Source organism: Bacillus sp. FSL K6-3200 (assembly GCF_038630485.1).
GTDB classification, from domain to species: domain Bacteria; phylum Bacillota; class Bacilli; order Bacillales; family Bacillaceae; genus Bacillus; species Bacillus safensis.
In genome coordinates this window covers 1,440,757-1,464,645 of sequence record NZ_CP152032.1, presented here as the reverse complement: position 1 = coordinate 1,464,645, position 23,889 = coordinate 1,440,757, and the positions used below count along the sequence as shown (strand labels likewise).

Below are 23,889 nucleotides of genomic sequence, written 5' to 3'. Positions count from 1 at the left end.
AAAGGAGCCATCGCATGATCAATCAAAATAAACCTCCTAGTGACGCCCAGCGTTTCTTGCAAAATGTGAGTGCCCGCCGCTCCATGTCTGTATTCGAAAATCAATCGGCACCACACACGCAAACACAGTCTCCTGAAGAAATTGCCGCCATTCAGGCCATGCGCAGAGAGGGGCAGCGAAAGGATCTAAAACGGCTGCTCAAAATGCGGCTGCACGACGAATTAGCAAATACTCGTGTGCACTTGGAGTATCAATTGTCTAAAACAGAAGATATGATAAACCAGACAACCATTGTCAAACAACATATCTCCCAGCATTTAAAGGGGCAGGCCATTTCAGAATTAGAGGATCGTCTCCAGCGTCTCAAGCAAATGCCTGTCTATGATGATATCAAAGAAGCTATTGATTCAATTCAAATAAAATAAAGCACGCTCTTAAAAAGAGAGGTGCTTATTTTATTTTATCAATATAATTTTTAGACCGAGAAAATATCTTTTTACTTAAAATCGGGTATAGCATTAAACAGACGAGCAAATACAGATTCAACAAACTATAAATCGGATACAAGAAAGCAATCAAATCGGCAAATCCAAGAGAGGTTAAAGGTGCCATCAAAAGAAGCATCACCAATACAACCAGCCAGCGGGGCATTCGTACAAAAGAAAGCATCCGGCTGGATAATCCAAATAAACCTGCTGCCGTCGTTGTATAAATCGCTAGACAAAGGACAACGGTCATAAATACAAACAAAGACGTCGGCGCCCCTTCTAATACTGTAAACAAAGGAATTCCCTCTGCTGAAAGGCTTCCAGAAATATCAACCAGTATTTCGTTATACACATACGAGATCACACCAAAAATGAGACCGCTTAATATGCTCGCCACTTTGGCTTCCCCAAGCCCCTTCATTTCTTTCCCAACCGAAGACAGCACAGCGACAACAGATAATATATTCAAAGAAGCAAAGACAATGCTGGCTGGCCAATTGTACTGCTGTCCAAAATCAATCCGCCACATATGATCATGGTTCATATAATAAAAAACAAACGCATAGATGAGCCCTGCCACCAAAATTGGTATAATGAAAGCATTCACAGATAAAAGCCCTTTCACATCCCAGAAAAAAATCATAAATGAAAACAAACAGAACGCGCCGATGCCTACCCAAAAAGGCACATGATACATCTCAAGAGTCACTCCGCCTCCGGCAATCATGACCGTCGTTGTCGTGAATAAATAAAGGACAATTAACACGTCATACACCTTAGCCAGCCATGGACCGACAAGCCGTTCCAGCACTGGCACAAAGTGATCGGCACGCACCTCATAACTGATTTTTAACACCACATAGGTAGACAGCATAAACATCAATGTAAACAGTAGAATGGCTAGTCCACTATCAATGCCAAAAAACTGCCAAATTTCTTGACCGGAAGCATATCCCGCTCCTATTAAGCTTCCTAAAATTAAAAGCGTCCACCTTGAACCAGCCTTCCACACAATCATCACCTCATAGGTATAGAATTAAGCTTGTTTCCGTATACTGTTACTAACTACTATGACAAGGAAGTGAGACCTATGAATAGCAAGAACGGTCTTTTTTTTAGAAATAGGGTGAAAGAATACGTGTCCCATACGGATACAAATGCCATTCAACAGCTTAAAAGTATTTTATTCTCGCATCTTCAGAAAGCAGGAAAAAGACCCGTTGCCATCGTCTGTATTGGAACAGACCGCTCAACTGGCGACTCTCTAGGTCCACTTGTTGGTACAAAGCTTTCAGGTCTGGATTTGAAAAAGCTTCATGTATATGGAACACTCTCTGACCCAGTGCATGCAGTCAATTTAAAAGAAAAGCTCGCAGAAATTGAACAAGCTCATAAAAACCCGTTTATTGTAGCGGTTGATGCCTGTTTAGGAAGAGTGAAAAGTGTCGGTTCCTTTCAAATTGGAGATGGGCCGTTAAAGCCTGGAGCTGGTGTGCAAAAGGAGCTGCCAGAGGTAGGAGATATTCATATTAATGGGATCGTCAATGTGAGTGGTTTCATGGAATACTTCGTTCTCCAAAACACACGTCTTCATCTAGTCATGTCTATGGCCAATACACTTTCTGAAAGTCTATCTCACATTGACCAAATGGATTGGACGAGAGAAAAAAGACGGTCTCTCTTCACCCCTATTCAAAATATCACTGGGAGAATATAAAAAAGACCATCTCGTATCAAGATGGTCACTCTGATGATTCCCTCGTAGAAAGCAATTCAAGAATTCTTTCTAAATCTTCATTGGAGAGAAATTCAATCTCAATTTTTCCTTTTTTCTTCTGTTTCTTGATCGTCACTGAAGTACCAAAGTAGTTTTGTAAGAAAGACTCTCTTTCTTTCAACACTCGATCCTTTGGTGCTTCTTTTTTCTTTGTTTCACGTGGAACATTTTCGTTTAACTGCTGAACAAGTTTCTCAACCTGACGTACGTTTAACCCCTCATCCACGATTTTCTTTACCAAAGGCGCCAGCTTCTTTTTGTTCTTTAAGCTAAGCAATGTCCGGCCATGTCCCATTGATAACGTTCCATTTGCAATCAGCTTTTGGATGTCATCTGGTAAAGTCAATAGACGGAGATGGTTCGCAATATGCGGTCTACTTTTCCCTAATCGCTTCGCTAATTCCTCTTGCGTCACACTGAGATGATCCAGCAAGGACGCATAGGCTTCCGCTTCCTCTAGTGGAGATAGATCCTCACGCTGCAGGTTTTCTAAAAGGGCAATTTCTCTCATCAGCGTTTCTGAAAACTCTCGAACGATCGCAGGAATTGTTGTCAGACCAGCTTGTTGTGCTGCGCGAAAACGGCGTTCACCTGCTACAATGTCATATCCTTTAATCGATTTACGAACAATGATTGGTTGTAAAACACCGTGCTGCTGAATCGATTCTTTCAGATCAGACAACGCATTATCATCAAACGTTTTCCTTGGCTGATACGGATTCGGACGCAGATCCTTTAATTTGATTTCTTCAACCGTTTCTTCATTTGAGTCTACGTTGTTAAATAGTGCATTAATACCCTTTCCAAGACCTTTAGCCATTCGCATCCACTTCCTTTGCTAAGTCTAAATAGACATCTGCACCTCTTGAACGTGGATCATACAAGATAATCGGCTTCCCATGACTAGGCGCTTCACTCAGCCTCACATTTCTTGGAATGACAGTCTGATAGACTTTATCTCTAAAGTACTTCTTCACTTCTTCGATAACCTGAATCCCAAGGTTTGTTCGGGCATCAAGCATTGTCAGCAAGACACCTTCAATGGCAAGATCGGTATTTAAATGTTTCTGCACGAGACGAACTGTGTTTAACAATTGGCTCAATCCTTCAAGCGCATAATATTCGCACTGAACTGGTATTAAAACGGAATCGGATGCAGTTAACGCATTAATCGTCAGCAGTCCAAGTGATGGCGGGCAGTCAATAATCATATAATCATAATTCTGCTTAACAGATTCAAGTGCTCTCTTCAGCCTCACTTCACGTGAGATTGTAGGCACAAGCTCTATTTCAGCCCCTGCAAGCTGTATCGTCGCAGGAATGACATCAAGATTTTCGACCTCTGTCGTCTTAATCACATCAAGAACATCTGCATCATCAACTAAAATATCGTACACACACTTCTCTACGTCGGCCTTCTCAATCCCAATACCACTCGTGGCATTGCCCTGCGGATCAATATCAACTAACAACACTCGTTTGCCTATGTATGCTAAACACGCACCCAAATTAACAGAAGTTGTCGTCTTCCCGACGCCGCCCTTCTGGTTGGTAATCGCTATGATTTTTCCCACGATGTCACCCACTTTCAACTTAACAAGTTTCTCATTCATTCATACTTCCTATTCTATCAAAAAAAGTATGAAACGTTTGCTTTTTTTGTTTCCCTATTATAAATTCGTCAGTGAATGTGCCTTTTCGTACATAAAAGGACAAATGAAAACACACCTAAAAAGTATATTGATATATCTTTTTCAGTGTCGAAACTTAAATTGTAAGGCATTTGCTCACATTTGCTTTGGACTAGGTGATTGTGTGTTCACAAGTCTTAAATGTCTCGCAAGTCATAGTTCTTCGGATCAACTTCAGCAATCATCAAGTGGATCGTCCCCTCTTGGTGCGAATGCTGAACAGTCACTTCTTTAGAAATAACACTATGTTTCATCATAATTTTGTCATTTTATTTGCAAAAGCAAACAGTAAATAACAAATGATAACAAGAGTAAAAGAAAAGATTTACAAAAAAAGCTGACGAGTGGCGCTCATCAGCTTTTTTCTATTTAGGGATTCGAATCGTTAATTGGATATATTCCTCAAACTCTTCTTCCTCGGTATTTATCTTAAGTCCGCTGTCTTCTACCATGTGGAGAGACTGACGAATGGTATTCATCGCAATTCGTGTATCACGACTAAACGCCTTACGTTTTGGCTTCGGTTTGCGATCTGTTTTTTGTTCAAGCATCTTCACTACACGCTCTTCAGTCTGTTTCACATTCAACTGCTTTTCGATGATTTCCTGCAATAGCGCGATTTGTAATTCTGGAAGCTTTAGGGGCACAAGTGAACGTGCATGCCTTTCAGAGATTTTTTTCTCTAAAATGGCCTGTTGTACCTCTTCAGGCAACTTTAAAAGTCTTAATTTGTTTGCAACAGTTGATTGTCCCTTGCCTAAACGCTGAGCAAGCGCCTCTTGTGTTAAATCATGAAGCTCTAAAAGACGTGCATAAGCATGAGCCTCTTCAATAGAAGACAGCTCTTCTCTTTGCAAATTTTCAATCAACGCCACAGATGCCGTTTCCGTATCAGTAAAATCTTTTATAATAGCGGGGATTTTCTCCCATTGAAGAGTCTGTACCGCTCTCCAACGTCTTTCGCCGGCGATCAGTTCATATTTTCCCTCTTCTTCTGTTGGTCTAACAACAATAGGTTGGATAATGCCATGGGTATGAATCGTCGTGGCCAGCTCTTGTATCTTTTCTTCTGAAAAAATGGTGCGTGGCTGAAAACGGTTTGGCATAATTGTGTCGACCGGGAGCTCCTGTATCTCTTCCTTTAATGTATCATGCTCAGCAATCTCTGCCTCTATTTCGGTTTCACGCTCAGGATGTTCTTTGTCTCCAAGCCCGAAGAAGCGTGAGAGTGAATGCTTCATGAACCTACACCACCTTTAAAAACTACCTTTTTATAATTCTATTTTCTCATGTTTTTTCCTTCTGTAAAATCATAAATATTGAAGAAAAACCGACCTTTTACATGATCAACCTTCTATTGGTGATTTATTAGGTGTTCCTGGTTTTCTAGGATATTTTTTTGGTGTTTGCTTTTTCTTTTCAATGACAATGATGTTCCGTTCGCTTTCTTCTAAAGGAAGAACAAAGGAATGCTTTTCAACTACCTCTCCTCCGAGGACTGTGACGGCTTTTTTCCCTGCTTGCATTTCTTCATCAGCGGCAGATGCTTTTAAGGCAACAAACAATCCTTCCTTTTTCACTAGAGGCAGACATAGTTCGCTCAAGACGGATAAACGCGCAACTGCTCTAGCAGTGACAAGATCATAGCTTTCACGCTTTTCCTTACGTTGCCCAAACGTTTCCGCACGATCATGATAAAAAGTAGTATCTTGTAAGTTTAATCCTTTTGCTAACTCATTGAGAAACGTAATTCGTTTCTGTAGAGAATCAACAATGGTCACATGTAGATGAGGGAAACAAATTTTAAGAGGAATGCTTGGAAAACCAGCACCAGCTCCAATATCACAAATGGTCGTCACTTTGTGAAAATCAATAAAAAATGCTGCTGATATTGAATCATAAAAATGCTTTAAATACACTTCTTCCTTTTCAGTAATGGAAGTTAAATTCATTTTCTCGTTCCATTCTACAAGCATGCGGAAGTAGGTTTCAAATTGTTCAAGCTGCACAGGAGAAAGAGTGATCCCTTTCTCCTCTAGTGCTGCTGTAAATTGTTCAATGTTCATGCCGACATCCTTTCTATTCTGCTATCTTCGCAATACGCCCCTGCTCTAAATATACTAAAAGGATAGAAATATCAGCAGGGTTAACGCCTGAAATACGAGAAGCCTGTGCAACAGAAAGCGGTCGGACTTCTTTCAACTTTTGTTTCGCTTCAGTTGCAATTCCTTTGATGGCGTCATAATCAATACGATCAGGAATCTTTTTGTTCTCCATCTTTTTCAGTTTTTCAACTTGCTGGAGTGACTTTTCAATATAACCTTCGTATTTAATTTGAATCTCTACCTGCTCACACACATCGGAAGGAAGCGGTGTTTCAGCAGGAGCTAATTTCACAACAGATTCATAATTCATTTCTGGACGCTTCATCAAATCGCTTGCACGAATGCCGTCCTTCAGCTCACTTCCGCCGAGTGAACGAATAAATTCTTGAGTCTCTGCTGTTGGTTTAATGATGACAGAATATAAACGTTTTTTCTCTGCTTCAATGGCTTCTTTTTTCTGCTGGAATGCTTGGAATCTTTCATCAGAAATTAATCCAATTTGATAGCCAAGTTCAGTTAATCTTAAATCAGCATTGTCATGACGTAGAAGTAGACGATACTCAGCACGTGATGTCAAGAGACGGTAAGGTTCATTTGTTCCTTTTGTGACAAGGTCATCGATGAGAACACCGATATATGCATCAGATCGGCTTAAAATGACTTCTTCTTTACCTAATGCTTTTCTTCCTGCATTAATACCTGCCATAATCCCTTGACCTGCTGCTTCCTCATAACCAGACGTACCATTGATTTGGCCGGCTGTATATAATCCGGAAATTTTCTTCGTCTCAAGTGTAGGCCACAACTGAGTAGGCACAATCGCATCATATTCGATGGCATAACCCGCTCTCATCATTTGTACATTCTCGAGCCCCGGGATGGTTGAAAGCATGCGCTGCTGTACATCCTCCGGAAGACTTGTAGACAATCCTTGAACATAAACTTCCTGCGTATTACGACCTTCTGGCTCTAAGAAAATTTGATGTCTCGGTTTATCATTGAAACGAACCACTTTATCTTCAATAGACGGGCAGTATCTAGGACCAGTTCCTTTAATCATACCTGAATACATTGGAGAACGGTGAAGATTCTCATCAATAATTTGATGAGTCTCTAAACTCGTGTAAGTTAACCAGCATGGCAGCTGGTCAGTAATATATTCAACCGTTTCATAGGAGAACGCCCGCGGTACATCATCACCTGGCTGAATTTCTGTTTTACTATAATCAATCGAGTGGCTATTCACTCGAGGAGGTGTTCCTGTTTTAAAGCGAACCAAATCGAATCCTAGTTCTGCTAAATGATCAGATAATTTAATAGAAGGCTGCTGGTTATTTGGACCGCTTGAATACGAAAGGTCTCCTAAAATAATGCGGCCTTTTAAGAAAGTCCCTGTCGTTAAAACAACAGATTTCGCACGATAGTTCGCCCCTGTTTGAGTAACAACACCCTTACATTCATCATCTTCTACAATTAAATGATCTACCATACCTTGCAGCATTGTCAGGTTTGGTTCATTTTCCATTGTTTTTTTCATTTCATGCTGATATTGGAACTTATCTGCTTGCGCTCTTAATGCACGAACAGCAGGTCCTTTCCCCGTATTCAGCATGCGCATTTGAATATGCGTCTTATCTATATTTCGTGCCATTTCCCCGCCTAGAGCATCAATTTCTCTGACGACAATCCCTTTTGCGGGGCCGCCTACGGACGGATTACATGGCATAAAAGCAACCATATCGAGGTTGATAGTCAATACAAGTGTTTTGGCGCCCTGTCTTGCAGAAGCAAGAGCAGCCTCAACTCCAGCATGACCGGCACCCACGACGATCACGTCATAATTGCCAGCTTCATAACCCATTTCTAATGTTCCTCCCTTTACTTTCCTAAACAGAATTGAGAGAATAACTGATCAATCAAGCTTTCATGAACAGCATCCCCAATAATTTCACCTAGCTGTTCCCAGCAGCGTGTTAAATCTATTTGAACTATGTCGATCGGTACGTCCATTTCAATTCCTTCAAGAGCATCCTCAATGGATTGTTTTGCTTCCTGAAGGAGAGCAATATGCCGCGTGTTACTTACATACGTTAAATCTCCACTTTCAATTGAACCCGTGAAGAATAGTGATTGAATCGCGATCTCAAGCTCATCAATCCCCTTTTCTTGTAATAATGATGTAGTAACCACCGGACGATCCTTCGCTAACTGCTTGACCTTTTCGATATCAAGCTTAGGCTCAAGATCTGTCTTATTCACGATCACGATGATATCCATCCCTGAGACGGCCTCGAATAGTTTGATATCCTCTTCTGATAATTCCTCGCTATAATTGAGCACAAGTAAAATCAGGTCAGCTTCTTTTAAGACCTGTCTAGATCGTTCAACCCCTATACGCTCAACAATGTCCTCCGTCTCACGTATACCCGCAGTATCGACTAAACGAAGCGGTACACCTCTAACATTTACATATTCCTCAATGACATCTCTTGTTGTTCCAGGAATATCCGTAACAATTGCTTTTGTTTCCTGTACAAGACTATTCAACAAGGAAGACTTCCCAACATTCGGTCTTCCAATAATGACAGTAGATAAGCCCTCGCGCAGTATTTTCCCCTGCTGAGAAGTCGTTAGCAGTGACTCAATTTCCTTTTTCACTGATGTTGCCTTTTCAACTAAGACTCGATGCGTCATTTCTTCAACATCGTCATACTCAGGGTAGTCAATATTGACTTCAACATGGGCCAGTGTTTCCAATATCTCGCCGCGAAGTCGTTTAATCAAACCGGAGAGGCGTCCCTCCATTTGAGTAATCGCTACATTCATCGCACGATCTGTCTTTGCGCGAATCAAATCCATTACTGCTTCAGCCTGCGAAAGATCAATTCTTCCATTTAAGAAAGCTCGTTTTGTAAACTCACCTGGCTCCGCTAATCTTGCTCCTTCTCTTAAAGCAAGCTGTAGTACTTTATTGACCGTTACAATTCCGCCATGGCAGTTAATCTCAATAACGTCTTCTCTCGTAAATGTTTTTGGCGCTCTTAATACGGACACCATGACCTCTTCTATTACTTGCTCAGTGCTAGAATCCACAATATGACCATAGTGAATCGTATGGGAATCCACCGATACAAGTTTTTTCTCCTTAGGACCTTTATACATCCGATCAGCAATCTGTACGGCATCAGGCCCGCTTAAACGAATAATCGCAATTGCTCCTTCACCCATCGGTGTCGAAATTGCTGCAATTGTATCCATCACTCATTCACCTCTTTCTCTACTTAATAGACAGTCTGTTATCTATTAAATGGACATTGTCCATCTCTATATCAAAAACGCTTAATCCAAAATTTAAAGATACCATAAATGAAAGCGAAGTGAAAGTATCCCCTATCTAATTATCCACAGCTTTTCATCTTATCTATTTTAACACTTAACTTATCCACATGTGAATAACGACGTTTGAAACTTGTCTTCACATCTTACACCTAAATCCAATAAATTTAAACGCCCTGATCCCTTTACTTACTTGTAAAAATGGCATTTTCCACTCATATCACACACTCATTTTTTAGAAATAAAGGATGAATCCTCTATAAAAAGCAATTTTTCAATAAAAAAAGACTAAAATCCAGCTTTGCTGAATCTTAGTCTTTCTGCTATTTTTTATACAGCACCACAACATGACGTTTGCTGCCTGTATCTTCAGATGCCGTTGCAAGTTCTTTAGAGAATGCAGCAATCGCATCATGAACAATTTTTCGCTCATTCGAAGGCATAGGTTCTAAATGAACCTTTCTCTTCGTTTTTAAAACCCGATTTGCTGTCTTGACGGCATATTGTTCAAGTGCTTCTTGTCGTTTCTTCCTATAATCGCCAATATCAATTGTTATATGATGATACTGATCAGAATAACGATTAAACACTAACTGTACCAACGTTTCTAAAGAGTACAATGTTTGTCCTCTTTTTCCAATCATTAATGACGTTTTATCTCCATCAATGTGAAAAGAAATCTTTTTCGGTTCCTGTTTGGAAATAATCTTTGCTTTAGGATCAATCGTTTTAACAATTTTATCTAAATACTGTGTAGCTAATTTAAGTGCATTTACCTTTTCTACTAACTTGACCACAGCTTGTCTTTTACCAAATAATCCTAAAAACCCTTTATTTCCTTCATCTACTATTGTGATTTCTACTTCTTCTTTTAGTAGCTGAATTTGTTTAAGTCCGGAATCTACTGCTTCTTCGATTGTGCGACCGACAGCAGTTATTTCCTTCATTTTTTATTCCCGCCTGCTTTTTCTTTTGTATCAACTTTTACTTGAGGCGTTTTAATCACCAATGTTTGAATGATCATGAAAATGTTACCTACAACCCAATACAATGAAAGTGCTGCTGGGAAACTAATTGCAAACACAATGATCATAATCGGCATCACCCATAGCATGATAGCCATTTGAGGGTTGTCCGAAGGATTTCCAGCCATCATCAGCTTTTGCTGAATGAAAGTAGCTACACCCGCAATAATCGGTAATAGGAACAATGGATCTGGGCTGCCTAAGTCAAACCATAAGAATGTATGCTTTTTAATTTCTGCTGTTCTCATAATTGCATGATAGAAACCAATTAGGATTGGCATCTGAATTAAAATCGGGAAACAGCCTGCTAATGGATTGACGCCATTTTTTTGAAAAAGGGCCATTGTTTCTTGCTGTAGCTGCTGCTGTGTTTTTTGATCTTTAGAGCTGTATTTTTCACGAAGCTTTTTCAATTCAGGCTGTAATGCTTGCATCGCTTTTGTACTTCTTAACTGTTTAATCATTAATGGTAAAATAAGCAAGCGAATTAACAGTGTCACAATAATAATCGCTACACCATAGTTCTCACCAGTTAAGTTTGCCATATACGTGATTAATTGAGATAGCGGGTAAACAATATAAGAATTCCAGAATCCCTTACTATCTGATGTAATTGGTTCATTGATCTGTGTACATCCTGCCAATAGAACCAATACGCCAATCAAGCTAAATATTAGTAATAATCGCCTTTTCAACAAGATTCCTCCCATTACTTCAAACTTTATTTAAGTTGGAATTGATTACGAAAGTGACTCACCTATTCAGTATGGTAACATTTTTTCTTTGCAAAGTGGTGGTTTCATTTTAATTCACTAGATGAAGGAAGCGCTTTTAAAAATTGATTCAACGAAAGTTTCTATTACGAAGACTTTTTCGGTTGTTGTTGATAAACAGCGGATTTTCTAAATAAATGTTGGAGAGACTTCTTTGTTTCTTCAAAGGTCAATTCACTCGCTGGTTTTCGTGCAATGACAATGTAGTCTTTTTCTTGCTTTAACTTATGACCTTCCTCTAAAAACACCTGACGGATCAGTCGTTTAATTCGATTTCTTATCACTGCATTACCAATCTTCTTACTGACAGACAATCCTAAACGCAGTTCATCTTGATTTGGTTGATCCAGCTGGTAAATAACGAATTGGCGATTCGCCATTGATTGACCTTTTTTGAACACCTTTTGAAACTCTTCATTTTTTTTTAGCCTGTTTCGCTTCTTCATGTTTTCTTCCACTCCGATAAAAACTGACAGTTCATTTACGATTTTATGTAAAAAAGACCACTGACATTATTCAGTGGCCTAAGCTGATAATTTTTTTCTACCTTTGCTGCGGCGTCGCTTTAAAACTAGACGTCCGTTTTTAGTACTCATACGGCTGCGGAAGCCATGAACTTTACTACGCTTACGGTTATTTGGTTGAAACGTTCTTTTCATTTATGACACCTCCCTGAGGAATAGCTGTTTAAGACAGTCTAACTCATTATATTTGTGTAACCCATCGATTGTCAATATCAATGATAAAACTCTTATTATCAACCTTATTAGCATAACATAAGTTATCAAACGAAGAAACCTTCTTTTTCAGTTTCCAGCATTTTATTCTTTTTTTCCTCCTAAAAGACCTTCAAAACAAGGATGTGGATATTTTTCCGGCATATTTAGACTATCCACATCCATTATCGACATTTTTTTCACACAAATAACCGATGTGGATAATTATTTTTCAACAGGCTGTAAAGTGTGTGGATAAGTTTGTGACACCCATTGCACCATCTTGTTTATTTTGATATTATATTTGTGTTTTAACTCTTAATTAGTTATCTGGCCTATTTATATTATCCACAATTTGTGGATAACCTGTGGAAAGTTATTACACAGCCTGTTGAATTGTTTATCCACAGCTTGTGTAATTTGTCGAAAAGACGTTTTTCTACTATATTAATTGTTTTCAACAATGTATGTGCACGAATGGTGATGACCATTTGCTCTTTTTCGTGTTCTATAACAGTTTGATACTGGTCATTTTAAAAAGAAAAGGAGGGGGGAGAAGCCTTATGGAAAATATTTTGGATCTGTGGAATAAAGCACTTCAAAAAATAGAGACAAAATTAAGCAAACCCAGTTTTGAGACATGGATGAAATCGACAAAAGCCCATTCTCTTCAGGGAGATACGCTTACAATTACGGCACCTAATGAATTTGCTAGAGATTGGCTCGAGTCAAGATATCTTCACTTAATTGCTGATACCATCTATGAACTAACAGGTGAAGAGCTCAGCATTAAATTTATTATTCCTCAAAATCAGGACGAAGAGGAAGCCATGCCAAAGTCTCCTATCAAAAAAATGTCTAAAGAAGAGCCCGTTGACATTCCACAAAATATGCTGAATCCAAAATATACATTTGATACTTTTGTTATTGGTTCAGGCAACCGTTTTGCTCATGCCGCTTCACTTGCAGTCGCGGAAGCACCAGCAAAAGCATATAACCCGCTTTTTATTTATGGGGGCGTTGGTTTAGGAAAGACTCACTTGATGCATGCGATTGGTCATTACGTGATCGACCATAATCCATCAGCCAAAGTGGTCTATCTATCATCTGAAAAATTTACTAATGAATTTATCAACTCAATCCGAGATAACAAAGCTGTCGACTTCCGTAACCGCTATCGGAATGTAGATGTGCTTTTGATAGATGATATTCAATTTTTAGCAGGAAAAGAACAAACACAAGAAGAGTTTTTCCATACATTCAACACACTTCACGAAGAAAGTAAGCAAATCGTCATTTCTAGTGACCGGCCTCCGAAAGAAATTCCGACACTTGAAGACAGATTACGCTCTCGATTTGAATGGGGCTTAATTACAGACATTACCCCGCCAGATTTAGAAACGCGTATCGCGATCTTGCGAAAAAAAGCAAAGGCAGAAGGCTTAGACATTCCAAATGAAGTCATGCTGTACATTGCCAATCAAATCGACAGCAACATTCGTGAGCTGGAGGGTGCTTTGATTCGTGTCGTTGCTTACTCATCTTTAATTAATAAAGACATTAATGCAGATCTAGCAGCTGAGGCGCTAAAGGACATCATTCCTTCATCGAAGCCAAAGGTCATTACAATTAAAGATATTCAAAGAATTGTAGGTCAGCAATTTAATATTCGATTAGAGGATTTCAAGGCGAAGAAACGTACGAAGTCAGTTGCTTATCCAAGACAAATTGCCATGTACCTCTCTAGAGAAATGACCGATTCCTCTCTGCCTAAAATCGGAGAAGAATTTGGCGGTCGTGATCATACGACTGTCATTCATGCTCATGAGAAGATTTCGAAATTAATCGTTGAAGATGAACAGCTTCAGCAGCATGTCAAAGAGATCAAAGAACAATTAAAATAACCAAGCTGATATAATAAGTACGGGAAAATGTGAATAACTAGAGCATAGTCATACACAGTCTGTCCACATGTGGATAGGCTGTCTTTCCTTTCTTTTTCTGGACTTATCCACATATTCACAAGCCCTACTATTACTTCTACGATTTTTATTAATAAAATATATATACATGTCATTAAGAAAATTTAGGAGGACCACTATGAAATTCACGATTCAAAAAGATCGTCTTGTCCAAAGTGTCCAAGATGTATTAAAGGCCGTATCCTCTAGAACAACGATTCCTATTTTGACAGGGATTAAAATTGTTGCGTCTGATGAAGGGGTTTCTCTAACAGGAAGCGATTCTGATATCTCAATTGAATCTTTCATCCCTCAAAGAGATGGAGATTTAGAGGTTATCACCATTGATCGTCCGGGAAGTATTGTGCTTCAAGCCCGCTTCTTTAGTGAAATTGTAAAGAAACTGCCTATGGCTACTGTTGAAATTGAAGTAGAACAAAATCATCTGACCATTATCCGCTCTGGTTCAGCGGAATTTAACCTAAACGGCTTAGATGCTGAAGAATATCCGCATCTTCCACAAATTGAAGAGCATCATGCATTTCAAATTCCGACAGATCTGCTTAAAAATTTAATTCGTCAAACTGTTTTTGCAGTGTCCACCTCAGAAACACGACCTATCTTGACAGGTGTAAACTGGAAGGTCGAAAAAGGTGAATTAATATGCACGGCGACGGATAGCCACCGTCTTGCTTTAAGAAAAGCGAAGTTAGATATTAACGAGGAAAGTTCGTATAATGTCGTGATTCCAGGGAAGAGTTTAACAGAGCTAAGTAAAATTCTTGATGATGGACAAGATCTTGTGAGCATCGTGATTACAGAAACACAAGTTCTTTTTAAAGCACAAAACGTCCTGTTCTTCTCAAGATTGCTGGATGGTAATTATCCAGATACAGCTCGTCTGATCCCGCAAGAAAGTAAAACGGATGTCGTAGTCAACACGAAAGAGTTCCTTCAAGCCATTGATCGTGCATCACTTTTGGCAAGAGAGGGACGTAATAATGTCGTGAAACTGTCAGCTGATCCTGAACAAAGCCTTGAAATCTCTTCTAATTCACCTGAGATCGGTAAAGTGGTGGAGACGGTTCAAGCAGATGAGATTAAAGGGGAAGATCTTAAAATCTCCTTCAGTCCAAAATATATGCTGGATGCGTTAAAAGTATTAGAGGGAACAGATATTCATGTAAGCTTCACTGGTGCAATGAGACCATTCCTGCTGCGTACGCCGAATGATGATTCTATCTTGCAATTGATTCTTCCGGTAAGAACGTATTAATTCAATCTAAAATGGCTGCTGTGTGAGTGCACAGCAGCTTTTCTTCTCGATTTCCATGCTTTCTTTCATCCCAGTTCGCTTTCCCCCTTTCCTTCTTGTCTTGTTTTTTAGTACAATTAGATATTAGTGATATTGAAAGAGGTCGATACAATGCCTAATCTTATAACCATTGAAACGGAAATGATTACTTTAGGGCAGTTTTTGAAATTAGCCGAAGTCATCCAATCTGGCGGAATGGCAAAATGGTTTTTAAGTGAACATGAGGTGTTCATTAATCAAGAGCCAGATAATAGACGGGGACGCAAACTGTACCCAGGAGATGTTGTCGAGATTGAAGGTTACGGCGCATTTCAAGTTGTGAATTAGAAACGGGTGACAATACATGTACATTCAAAGTCTGGCGTTAACTTCATACCGAAATTATGAACACACCGAGCTTCAATTCGACAATAAGGTGAATGTCATGATCGGTGAGAATGCCCAAGGTAAAACGAACTTGATGGAAGCGATCTATGTATTGTCGATGGCAAAGTCTCATCGTACGTCAAATGATAAAGAACTTATCCGATGGGACCAAGACTATGCTAAAATAGAAGGTAGAGTCATTAAAAAAAATGGTCCACTCCCAATGCAGCTCGTGATCTCAAAAAAAGGGAAAAAGGGCAAAGTCAATCACATTGAACAACAGAAGCTCAGTCATTATGTTGGTGCGTTAAACACCATCATGTTTGCGCCAGAGGACTTAAGTCTTGTGAAGGGCAGCCCGCAAATCCGCAGAAGATTCCTCGACATGGAGATTGGACAAGTTTCTGCTGTCTACTTGCATGATTTATCGCTCTATCAAAAAATCCTCTCACAGCGGAATCATTACTTGAAACAATTGCAGACAAGAAAGCAAACAGATCAAGCGATGCTGGAGGTTTTAACAGAGCAGTTGATTGATGCGGCAGCGAAAGTTGTCAAAAGACGACTGACTTTTACGAAACAGCTTGAAAAATGGGCCCAGCCGCTGCATTTTGGGATTTCTAGAGAGCTAGAAACACTCACGCTCCAATACCAGACGGCAATAGAGGTATCAGAAGCGTCAGACTTGTCGAAAATAAAGAATAGCTATGAAGAATCGTTTCAGAAACTAAGAGACAGAGAAATAGACCGAGGGGTGACACTGTGGGGACCTCACAGAGATGACCTGCTTTTCTTTGTGAATGGTCGGGATGTTCAGACATATGGCTCTCAAGGGCAGCAAAGAACAACAGCTCTTTCACTAAAGCTGGCAGAAATTGATCTGATACATGAAGAAATCGGAGAATATCCCATTCTTCTACTTGATGATGTGTTATCTGAACTTGATGATTACAGACAGTCTCATTTGCTCCATACCATTCAAGGTCGTGTACAGACCTTCGTCACTACAACAAGTGTTGAAGGCATTGATCACGCCACCCTGAAAGAAGCGGAAATTTTCAGAGTAGCCAGTGGAAAAGTAATTGACTGATAAATGAGGTGTGAGTCTTGTATATTCATTTAGGTGATGATTGTGTTGTTTCTACACGAGAGATTGTCGCAATTGTTGATTACAAAATGAGGTCGTCTTCTGTTGTAGAAGAATTTCTACAAAAACAAGAGAAACATATCATTTCGTTATCACAAGGGACACCCAAATCCATTGTCGTCACAACTGAATCTGTTTATTACTCTCCTCTTTCCTCAAGCACGCTCAAAAAACGTGCTTCGTTTGTGGTTGAAATTGAAGTCTAAAAACTCAATTCATATAAATATATCGTTTAAGAAAAGTGTAGGTGAATGTACGTGGCAATGGAACAGCAACATAATAGTTATGATGAAAATCAGATACAGGTGCTTGAAGGACTAGAAGCTGTTAGAAAACGTCCAGGAATGTACATTGGGGCAACCAATGCAAAAGGACTTCACCATCTTGTATGGGAAATTGTCGACAACAGTATTGATGAGGCATTAGCTGGTTATTGTACAGACATTACAGTGCAAATTGAAAAAGATAATAGCATTACAGTAAAAGATAATGGCCGCGGGATTCCTGTTGGAATTCATGAGAAAATGGGTCGTCCTGCTGTAGAGGTCATTATGACTGTTCTTCACGCTGGCGGTAAATTTGACGGGAGCGGTTATAAAGTATCTGGCGGTCTGCATGGTGTAGGGGCATCTGTTGTAAATGCATTATCTACTACCTTAGACGTGACCGTATACCGTGACGGAAAAATTCATTATCAGCAGTTCAAACGCGGAGTTCCAGTGGGAGATTTAGAGGTTATTGGTGAAACAGATGTAACCGGGACAACCACTCACTTTGTGCCAGACCCAGAAATTTTCAATGAAACCATTGAATTTGATTATGATACACTTGCCAACCGTGTGCGAGAGTTAGCTTTCTTAACAAAAGGTGTAAACATCATCATAGAAGACTTGCGTGAAGGCAAAGAGCGGAAAAATGAATACTGCTACGAAGGCGGTATTAAGAGCTATGTAGAACATTTAAACCGCTCAAAAGAAGTTGTTCATGAAGAACCTGTGTACATCGAAGGTGAGAAAGACGGAATTACGGTTGAAGTGGCATTACAATACAACGATTCTTATACAAGCAATATCTATTCCTTCGCCAACAATATCAACACGTATGAAGGCGGAACACACGAAGCTGGCTTTAAAACTGGTCTAACGCGTGTCATCAATGATTATGCTCGTAAAAATGGCGTATTCAAAGATGGGGATGCGAATTTAAGTGGTGAAGATGTGCGAGAAGGCTTAACAGCCATTATCTCCATCAAACATCCAGACCCTCAATTCGAAGGGCAAACGAAGACAAAGCTTGGGAACTCAGAAGCGAGAACCATCACAGACTCCCTTTTCTCAGAAGCACTTGAGAAATTCTTACTTGAAAATCCTGATTCTGCGAAAAAAATTGTGGAAAAGGGACTGATGGCGGCTCGTGCAAGAATGGCTGCCAAAAAGGCTCGTGAGCTGACAAGACGTAAAAGTGCGCTGGAAGTCTCCAGCTTACCTGGGAAACTGGCGGACTGTTCTTCTAAAGATCCTTCCATCTCTGAGCTCTATATTGTAGAGGGAGATTCTGCGGGCGGATCTGCTAAGCAAGGCCGTGATCGTCACTTCCAAGCGATTTTACCGTTAAGAGGGAAGATTCTAAACGTAGAAAAAGCTCGTCTAGATAAAATTTTATCGAACAACGAAGTTCGTGCAATGATTACAGCGTTAGGAACTGGAATCGGAGAAGACTTCACTTTAGAGAAAGCACGCTATCACAAAGTTGTGATCATGACAGATGCCGATGTAGATGGAGCGCATATCCGAACGCTTCTCTTAACCTTCTTCTATCGTTACATGCGTCAAATCATAGAAAACGGTTATGTGTATATTGCGCAGCCGCCTTTATATAAAGTGCAGCAAGGAAAACGTGTGGAGTACGTGTATAACGATAAACAGCTGGATGAGCTGTTAAAATCACTACCTCAAACACCAAAGCCTGGACTCCAGCGTTATAAAGGTCTTGGAGAGATGAATGCTACTCAGCTTTGGGAAACAACAATGGACCCTGATGCGAGAACACTTCTTCAAGTCACACTTGAGGATGCGATCGATGCTGATGAGACATTTGAAATGCTGATGGGAGATAAAGTAGAGCCGAGACGGAACTTTATCGAAGAAAATGCACAATACGTGAAAAACCTTGATATTTAGATGAATCCCTCCTGAGAACAACCTTATTTCTTGTTTGGAATAAGGTTGTTTTTCAAGAAACAGGGGTGTGAAACGAATGACCTGGTTTTCCGTGTTTTCGTTGATTTTCTAGTAAATTAATGTGTATAAAGCCGAGATTATTGATATAATGGAGAATAGTCTTGTGAAGATAAATACATATTTTACTCCCACATAATTTATTTCATGTGATACGTAAAGGGAGGTTCTTATAGTGAGTGAACAACATACACCAAATGTACGTGAAGTGAATATTAGTCAAGAAATGCGTACGTCCTTTTTAGATTATGCAATGAGTGTTATTGTTTCGCGTGCATTACCAGATGTGCGAGACGGATTGAAGCCCGTGCATCGAAGAATTTTGTATGCGATGAATGACCTAGGTATGACAAGTGATAAACCATTTAAGAAATCTGCACGTATCGTTGGGGAAGTTATCGGTAAGTACCACCCTCACGGTGACAGCGCTGTATACGAAGCGATGGTTCGTATGGCGCAAGACTTCAACTATCGAAATATGCTAGTTGAAGGACACGGGAACTTTGGTTCTGTCGATGGAGACAGTGCAGCAGCGATGCGTTATACTGAGGCGCGTCTATCAAAAATTTCAATGGAGATCCTGCGTGATATCACCAAGGATACGATTGATTATCAAGATAACTACGATGGCAGTGAAAGAGAACCAATCGTTATGCCTGCTCGATTCCCGAACTTATTAGTCAACGGGGCAACAGGTATCGCTGTAGGGATGGCAACCAACATTCCGCCTCACCAACTAGGTGAAGTGATTGATGGGGTGCTGGCGATTAGTCAAGACCCAGAAATGACAACACAGGAACTAATGGAGATCATTCCAGGACCAGACTTCCCAACTGCGGGACAAATCATTGGTCGAAGCGGAATCCGTAAAGCATATGAAACAGGCCGTGGCTCTATTACATTACGTGCAAAGTCTATCATTGAAGAAACATCCAGCGGTAAGCAGCGGATTGTCATCAATGAAATTCCATATCAGGTCAACAAAGCCCGTTTGATCGAAAAAATCGCTGATCTTGTGCGTGATAAAAAGATCGATGGCATTACAGATCTGCGTGACGAGTCTGATCGTAATGGAATGCGGATTGTAATTGAACTGCGAAGAGACGCGAACGCCCACGTTCTATTAAACAATCTTTATAAACAAACGACACTCCAAACATCATTTGGAATCAACTTATTGGCACTTGTCGATGGACAGCCGAAAGTCTTGTCCCTCAAACAATGTCTTGAATATTATCTAGAGCATCAAAAAGTGATCATTCGCAGAAGAACAGCATATGAACTTCGTAAAGCTGAAGCAAGAGCTCATATTCTAGAAGGTTTAAGAATCGCTCTTGACCACTTAGATGAAGTCATTTCATTAATTAGAAGCTCTCAAACTGCTGAAATCGCGAGAAATGGCTTAATGGAGAACTATAGCTTGTCTGAAAAACAAGCTCAGGCCATTCTTGATATGCGTCTTCAGCGCTTAACTGGATTGGAAAGAGAAAAGATAGAAGAAGAATATAAAGGACTTGTTGATTTGATTGCTGAGTTGAAAGCCATTTTAGCAGACAATGAGAAAGTTCTTGAAATCATTAGAGAAGAATTAACAGAAATCAAAGAACGTTTCAATGATACACGTCGTACTGAAATTGTGACGGCAGGTATTGAAACAATTGAAGATGAAGATTTGATTCCTGTTGAGAACATCGTGATTACGCTGACTCATAATGGTTATATCAAGCGTCTGCCTGCATCAACATACCGCAGCCAAAAAAGAGGCGGTAAAGGTGTTCAGGGCATGGGAACCAATGAGGATGATTTCGTAGAACAGCTGATTTCAACATCTACCCATGATACGATTCTCTTCTTCTCTAATAAAGGGAAGGTCTATCGTGCGAAGGGATATGAAATTCCTGAATTCGGACGGACGGCGAAAGGGATTCCGATTATTAACCTGCTTGAAGTAGAAAAGGGAGAGTGGATTAATGCCATTATTCCAGTAAGCGAATTTGATGAAGATTCGTATCTCTTCTTTACAACAAGACACGGTGTATCAAAACGAACATCATTGTCTCATTTTGCCAACATTCGAAACAATGGACTTATCGCTCTAAGTCTTCGTGACGAAGATGAACTGATGGCTGTCCGTTTAACCAATGGAGAAAAACAAATCATCATTGGAACGAAAAAGGGTATGTTGATTCGTTTTGACGAGACAGACGTTCGTGAAATGGGACGTACTGCGGCCGGCGTAAAAGGAATTACGCTTTCTGAGGATGACATCGTTGTCGGTATGGAAATCCTTGAGCCAGATGCAAACGTATTGATCGTAACCGAGAAAGGGTACGGTAAATTAACCCCTGAAAAAGAATACCGTGTTCAAAGTCGGGGCGGTAAAGGTCTTAAAACATGTAAAATCACGGACAACAATGGTCCGCTTGTCGCAGTGAAGGCGACGAATGCTGAAGCTGAAGAGGACTTGATGATTATTACAGGAAGCGGCGTGATCATTCGTATGGCCGTTTCAGACATTTCGACAACAGGTCGAGTCACTCAAGGTGTCCGCCTGATTCGTCTTGGTGATGAAGAACATGTCGCTACAGTGGCGTTAGTTGAACAATCACAAGAAGATGATGAAGAGAATAGTGAAGAAAACGTAGAAACTATAGAGTCAGATCAAGAGCAATCTGAGTAAAAATAAAGCCGGTTCTTCACCGGCTTTATTTTTTTCTAAAAAAACATGAGTTTTTTTGAAATTTATAATGCTTTTTTCATAGATATGTGTTAATCTTTCAAAGGAGCAAAAAGAGGCTCTATTTTTTATCTCTTTTACAGTGAAAACTTCTTAAAAAAATAAAATGTTTTTCAAGAAAAATGTTGACTGTTGATAGAGATATATGATATATTTAAGTGGTCGCTTTGAGAGAGTGACACACAAGTTCTTTGAAAACTAAACAAGACAAAACGTACCTGTTAATTCGAGTTTTTATAAAAAAATCCTATGATACTTCATAGGTAGTCAGTCAAACGCTGACGAAAAACAAAACTTCGGTTTTGTACTTTTTCGGAGAGTTTGATCCTGGCTCAGGACGAACGCTGGCGGCGTGCCTAATACATGCAAGTCGAGCGGACAGAAGGGAGCTTGCTCCCGGATGTTAGCGGCGGACGGGTGAGTAACACGTGGGTAACCTGCCTGTAAGACTGGGATAACTCCGGGAAACCGGAGCTAATACCGGATAGTTCCTTGAACCGCATGGTTCAAGGATGAAAGACGGTTTCGGCTGTCACTTACAGATGGACCCGCGGCGCATTAGCTAGTTGGTGGGGTAATGGCTCACCAAGGCGACGATGCGTAGCCGACCTGAGAGGGTGATCGGCCACACTGGGACTGAGACACGGCCCAGACTCCTACGGGAGGCAGCAGTAGGGAATCTTCCGCAATGGACGAAAGTCTGACGGAGCAACGCCGCGTGAGTGATGAAGGTTTTCGGATCGTAAAGCTCTGTTGTTAGGGAAGAACAAGTGCGAGAGTAACTGCTCGCACCTTGACGGTACCTAACCAGAAAGCCACGGCTAACTACGTGCCAGCAGCCGCGGTAATACGTAGGTGGCAAGCGTTGTCCGGAATTATTGGGCGTAAAGGGCTCGCAGGCGGTTTCTTAAGTCTGATGTGAAAGCCCCCGGCTCAACCGGGGAGGGTCATTGGAAACTGGGAAACTTGAGTGCAGAAGAGGAGAGTGGAATTCCACGTGTAGCGGTGAAATGCGTAGAGATGTGGAGGAACACCAGTGGCGAAGGCGACTCTCTGGTCTGTAACTGACGCTGAGGAGCGAAAGCGTGGGGAGCGAACAGGATTAGATACCCTGGTAGTCCACGCCGTAAACGATGAGTGCTAAGTGTTAGGGGGTTTCCGCCCCTTAGTGCTGCAGCTAACGCATTAAGCACTCCGCCTGGGGAGTACGGTCGCAAGACTGAAACTCAAAGGAATTGACGGGGGCCCGCACAAGCGGTGGAGCATGTGGTTTAATTCGAAGCAACGCGAAGAACCTTACCAGGTCTTGACATCCTCTGACAACCCTAGAGATAGGGCTTTCCCTTCGGGGACAGAGTGACAGGTGGTGCATGGTTGTCGTCAGCTCGTGTCGTGAGATGTTGGGTTAAGTCCCGCAACGAGCGCAACCCTTGATCTTAGTTGCCAGCATTCAGTTGGGCACTCTAAGGTGACTGCCGGTGACAAACCGGAGGAAGGTGGGGATGACGTCAAATCATCATGCCCCTTATGACCTGGGCTACACACGTGCTACAATGGACAGAACAAAGGGCTGCAAGACCGCAAGGTTTAGCCAATCCCATAAATCTGTTCTCAGTTCGGATCGCAGTCTGCAACTCGACTGCGTGAAGCTGGAATCGCTAGTAATCGCGGATCAGCATGCCGCGGTGAATACGTTCCCGGGCCTTGTACACACCGCCCGTCACACCACGAGAGTTTGCAACACCCGAAGTCGGTGAGGTAACCTTTATGGAGCCAGCCGCCGAAGGTGGGGCAGATGATTGGGGTGAAGTCGTAACAAGGTAGCCGTATCGGAAGGTGCGGCTGGATCACCTCCTTTCTAAGGATATATGGAGCAGCGTACGTTTTCGTCTTGTTTAGTTTTGAAGGAACTTGCAAAAGATCCTACAACATCATATCTTCGATATGAAAGATGGGCCTGTAGCTCAGCTGGTTAGAGCGCACGCCTGATAAGCGTGAGGTCGGTGGTTCGAGTCCACTCAGGCCCACCATCTTCTATTAAATCGGGGCCTTAGCTCAGCTGGGAGAGCGCCTGCCTTGCACGCAGGAGGTCAGCGGTTCGATCCCGCTAGGCTCCACCAACGTGTTCTTTGAAAACTAGATAACAATAAGTAATACATTCACATTGAATGCAATGCAAAGTTCATCACACATAGTGATTCTTTCTAAAGTAAGA

General features: G+C 40.9%; 20 protein-coding genes, 2 tRNA genes and 1 rRNA gene. 12 read left to right on the top strand and 11 right to left on the bottom strand.

The genetic code is table 11. From position 1 onward, the window contains the following. Positions 1–14: 14 nt before the first annotated feature. The gene (locus MHI60_RS07435; protein WP_034283636.1) at positions 15–425 is read left to right on the top strand and encodes a hypothetical protein; all 411 of its coding nucleotides are present in this window, start codon (positions 15–17) and stop codon (positions 423–425) included. A 25-nt stretch (positions 426–450) separates the two neighbouring features. On the opposite strand, the gene MHI60_RS07430 is transcribed toward MHI60_RS07435, so the two are convergent. Further along, positions 451–1,506, bottom strand: coding sequence for a hypothetical protein (locus MHI60_RS07430; protein WP_144471547.1), 1,056 nt, complete (start codon positions 1,504–1,506; stop codon positions 451–453). Between the two features lie 72 nt (positions 1,507–1,578). Between MHI60_RS07430 and yyaC the strand changes: the two genes are divergently transcribed. Then, positions 1,579–2,205 carry a spore protease YyaC gene (yyaC, locus tag MHI60_RS07425; RefSeq protein WP_144484285.1) on the top strand — a complete coding sequence of 209 codons (627 nt, stop codon included), beginning with the start codon at positions 1,579–1,581 and terminating at the stop codon, positions 2,203–2,205. 25 nt (positions 2,206–2,230) lie between these two features. On the opposite strand, the gene MHI60_RS07420 is transcribed toward yyaC, so the two are convergent. The 10 genes from MHI60_RS07420 to rpmH form a co-directional block, all read right to left on the bottom strand. Continuing rightward, positions 2,231–3,085, bottom strand: a complete 855-nt coding sequence (locus MHI60_RS07420) for a ParB/RepB/Spo0J family partition protein (RefSeq protein ID WP_144484288.1) — start codon at positions 3,083–3,085, stop codon at positions 2,231–2,233. Further along, on the bottom strand, positions 3,078–3,839 hold the full coding sequence (gene soj / locus MHI60_RS07415) for a sporulation initiation inhibitor protein Soj (RefSeq protein ID WP_008360890.1): 762 nt from the start codon (positions 3,837–3,839) through the stop codon (positions 3,078–3,080). Before soj ends, MHI60_RS07420 begins: the two co-directional genes overlap by 8 nt. 482 nt (positions 3,840–4,321) lie before the next feature. Further along, positions 4,322–5,197, bottom strand: a complete 876-nt coding sequence (gene noc / locus MHI60_RS07410) for a nucleoid occlusion protein (RefSeq protein WP_024424067.1) — start codon at positions 5,195–5,197, stop codon at positions 4,322–4,324. 105 nt (positions 5,198–5,302) lie between these two features. Then, the gene (rsmG, locus tag MHI60_RS07405) at positions 5,303–6,022 is read right to left on the bottom strand and encodes a 16S rRNA (guanine(527)-N(7))-methyltransferase RsmG (protein WP_024424068.1); all 720 of its coding nucleotides are present in this window, start codon (positions 6,020–6,022) and stop codon (positions 5,303–5,305) included. Positions 6,023–6,035: 13 nt separating this feature from the next. Beyond that, complete coding sequence (mnmG, locus tag MHI60_RS07400; protein ID WP_095410043.1) at positions 6,036–7,922, bottom strand: tRNA uridine-5-carboxymethylaminomethyl(34) synthesis enzyme MnmG; 1,887 nt, start codon at positions 7,920–7,922, stop codon at positions 6,036–6,038. Between the two features lie 17 nt (positions 7,923–7,939). After that, entirely contained in the window at positions 7,940–9,319 is a 1,380-nt protein-coding gene (gene mnmE, locus MHI60_RS07395) for a tRNA uridine-5-carboxymethylaminomethyl(34) synthesis GTPase MnmE (protein WP_048238331.1), read from the bottom strand. Between the two features lie 401 nt (positions 9,320–9,720). Next, positions 9,721–10,344 (bottom strand): RNA-binding cell elongation regulator Jag/EloR, encoded by a 624-nt coding sequence (gene jag / locus MHI60_RS07390; protein ID WP_095410044.1) that lies wholly within the window; start codon positions 10,342–10,344, stop codon positions 9,721–9,723. Further along, on the bottom strand, positions 10,341–11,123 hold the full coding sequence (gene spoIIIJ / locus MHI60_RS07385) for a YidC family membrane integrase SpoIIIJ (RefSeq protein ID WP_089374159.1): 783 nt from the start codon (positions 11,121–11,123) through the stop codon (positions 10,341–10,343). The genes jag and spoIIIJ overlap by 4 nt, the downstream gene beginning before the upstream one ends. Before the next feature lie 158 nt (positions 11,124–11,281). Then, positions 11,282–11,641, bottom strand: coding sequence for a ribonuclease P protein component (gene rnpA, locus MHI60_RS07380; protein ID WP_008360906.1), 360 nt, complete (start codon positions 11,639–11,641; stop codon positions 11,282–11,284). A 78-nt stretch (positions 11,642–11,719) separates the two neighbouring features. Continuing rightward, a complete protein-coding gene (gene rpmH / locus MHI60_RS07375) occupies positions 11,720–11,854 on the bottom strand; it encodes a 50S ribosomal protein L34 (protein WP_073208224.1) in 135 nt (44 codons plus the stop codon). 620 nt (positions 11,855–12,474) lie between these two features. Here rpmH and dnaA point away from each other — a divergent pair. The 10 genes from dnaA to MHI60_RS07325 all read left to right on the top strand — a co-directional run bounded on the left by dnaA (position 12,475) and on the right by MHI60_RS07325 (position 23,794). Continuing rightward, a complete protein-coding gene (gene dnaA, locus MHI60_RS07370) occupies positions 12,475–13,815 on the top strand; it encodes a chromosomal replication initiator protein DnaA (protein ID WP_024424073.1) in 1,341 nt (446 codons plus the stop codon). Positions 13,816–14,011: 196 nt separating this feature from the next. Continuing rightward, positions 14,012–15,148 (top strand): DNA polymerase III subunit beta, encoded by a 1,137-nt coding sequence (dnaN, locus tag MHI60_RS07365; RefSeq protein ID WP_048238334.1) that lies wholly within the window; start codon positions 14,012–14,014, stop codon positions 15,146–15,148. 150 nt (positions 15,149–15,298) lie between these two features. Then, positions 15,299–15,514 carry a S4 domain-containing protein YaaA gene (yaaA, locus tag MHI60_RS07360; protein WP_048238335.1) on the top strand — a complete coding sequence of 72 codons (216 nt, stop codon included), beginning with the start codon at positions 15,299–15,301 and terminating at the stop codon, positions 15,512–15,514. Positions 15,515–15,530: 16 nt separating this feature from the next. Continuing rightward, positions 15,531–16,643, top strand: coding sequence for a DNA replication/repair protein RecF (gene recF, locus MHI60_RS07355; RefSeq protein WP_061406450.1), 1,113 nt, complete (start codon positions 15,531–15,533; stop codon positions 16,641–16,643). 17 nt (positions 16,644–16,660) lie between these two features. After that, a complete protein-coding gene (locus MHI60_RS07350) occupies positions 16,661–16,906 on the top strand; it encodes an extracellular matrix/biofilm biosynthesis regulator RemA family protein (protein WP_056766786.1) in 246 nt (81 codons plus the stop codon). Positions 16,907–16,963: 57 nt separating this feature from the next. Continuing rightward, complete coding sequence (gene gyrB, locus MHI60_RS07345) at positions 16,964–18,880, top strand: DNA topoisomerase (ATP-hydrolyzing) subunit B (RefSeq protein WP_111292035.1); 1,917 nt, start codon at positions 16,964–16,966, stop codon at positions 18,878–18,880. Positions 18,881–19,112: 232 nt separating this feature from the next. Next, positions 19,113–21,617, top strand: coding sequence for a DNA gyrase subunit A (gene gyrA, locus MHI60_RS07340; RefSeq protein ID WP_144484291.1), 2,505 nt, complete (start codon positions 19,113–19,115; stop codon positions 21,615–21,617). A 366-nt stretch (positions 21,618–21,983) separates the two neighbouring features. Next, a 16S ribosomal RNA gene (locus MHI60_RS07335) occupies positions 21,984–23,532 on the top strand. A gap of 95 nt (positions 23,533–23,627) precedes the next feature. Further along, positions 23,628–23,704, top strand: a tRNA-Ile gene (locus tag MHI60_RS07330). Between the two features lie 14 nt (positions 23,705–23,718). Beyond that, positions 23,719–23,794, top strand: a tRNA-Ala gene (locus MHI60_RS07325). Positions 23,795–23,889: the final 95 nt, after the last annotated feature.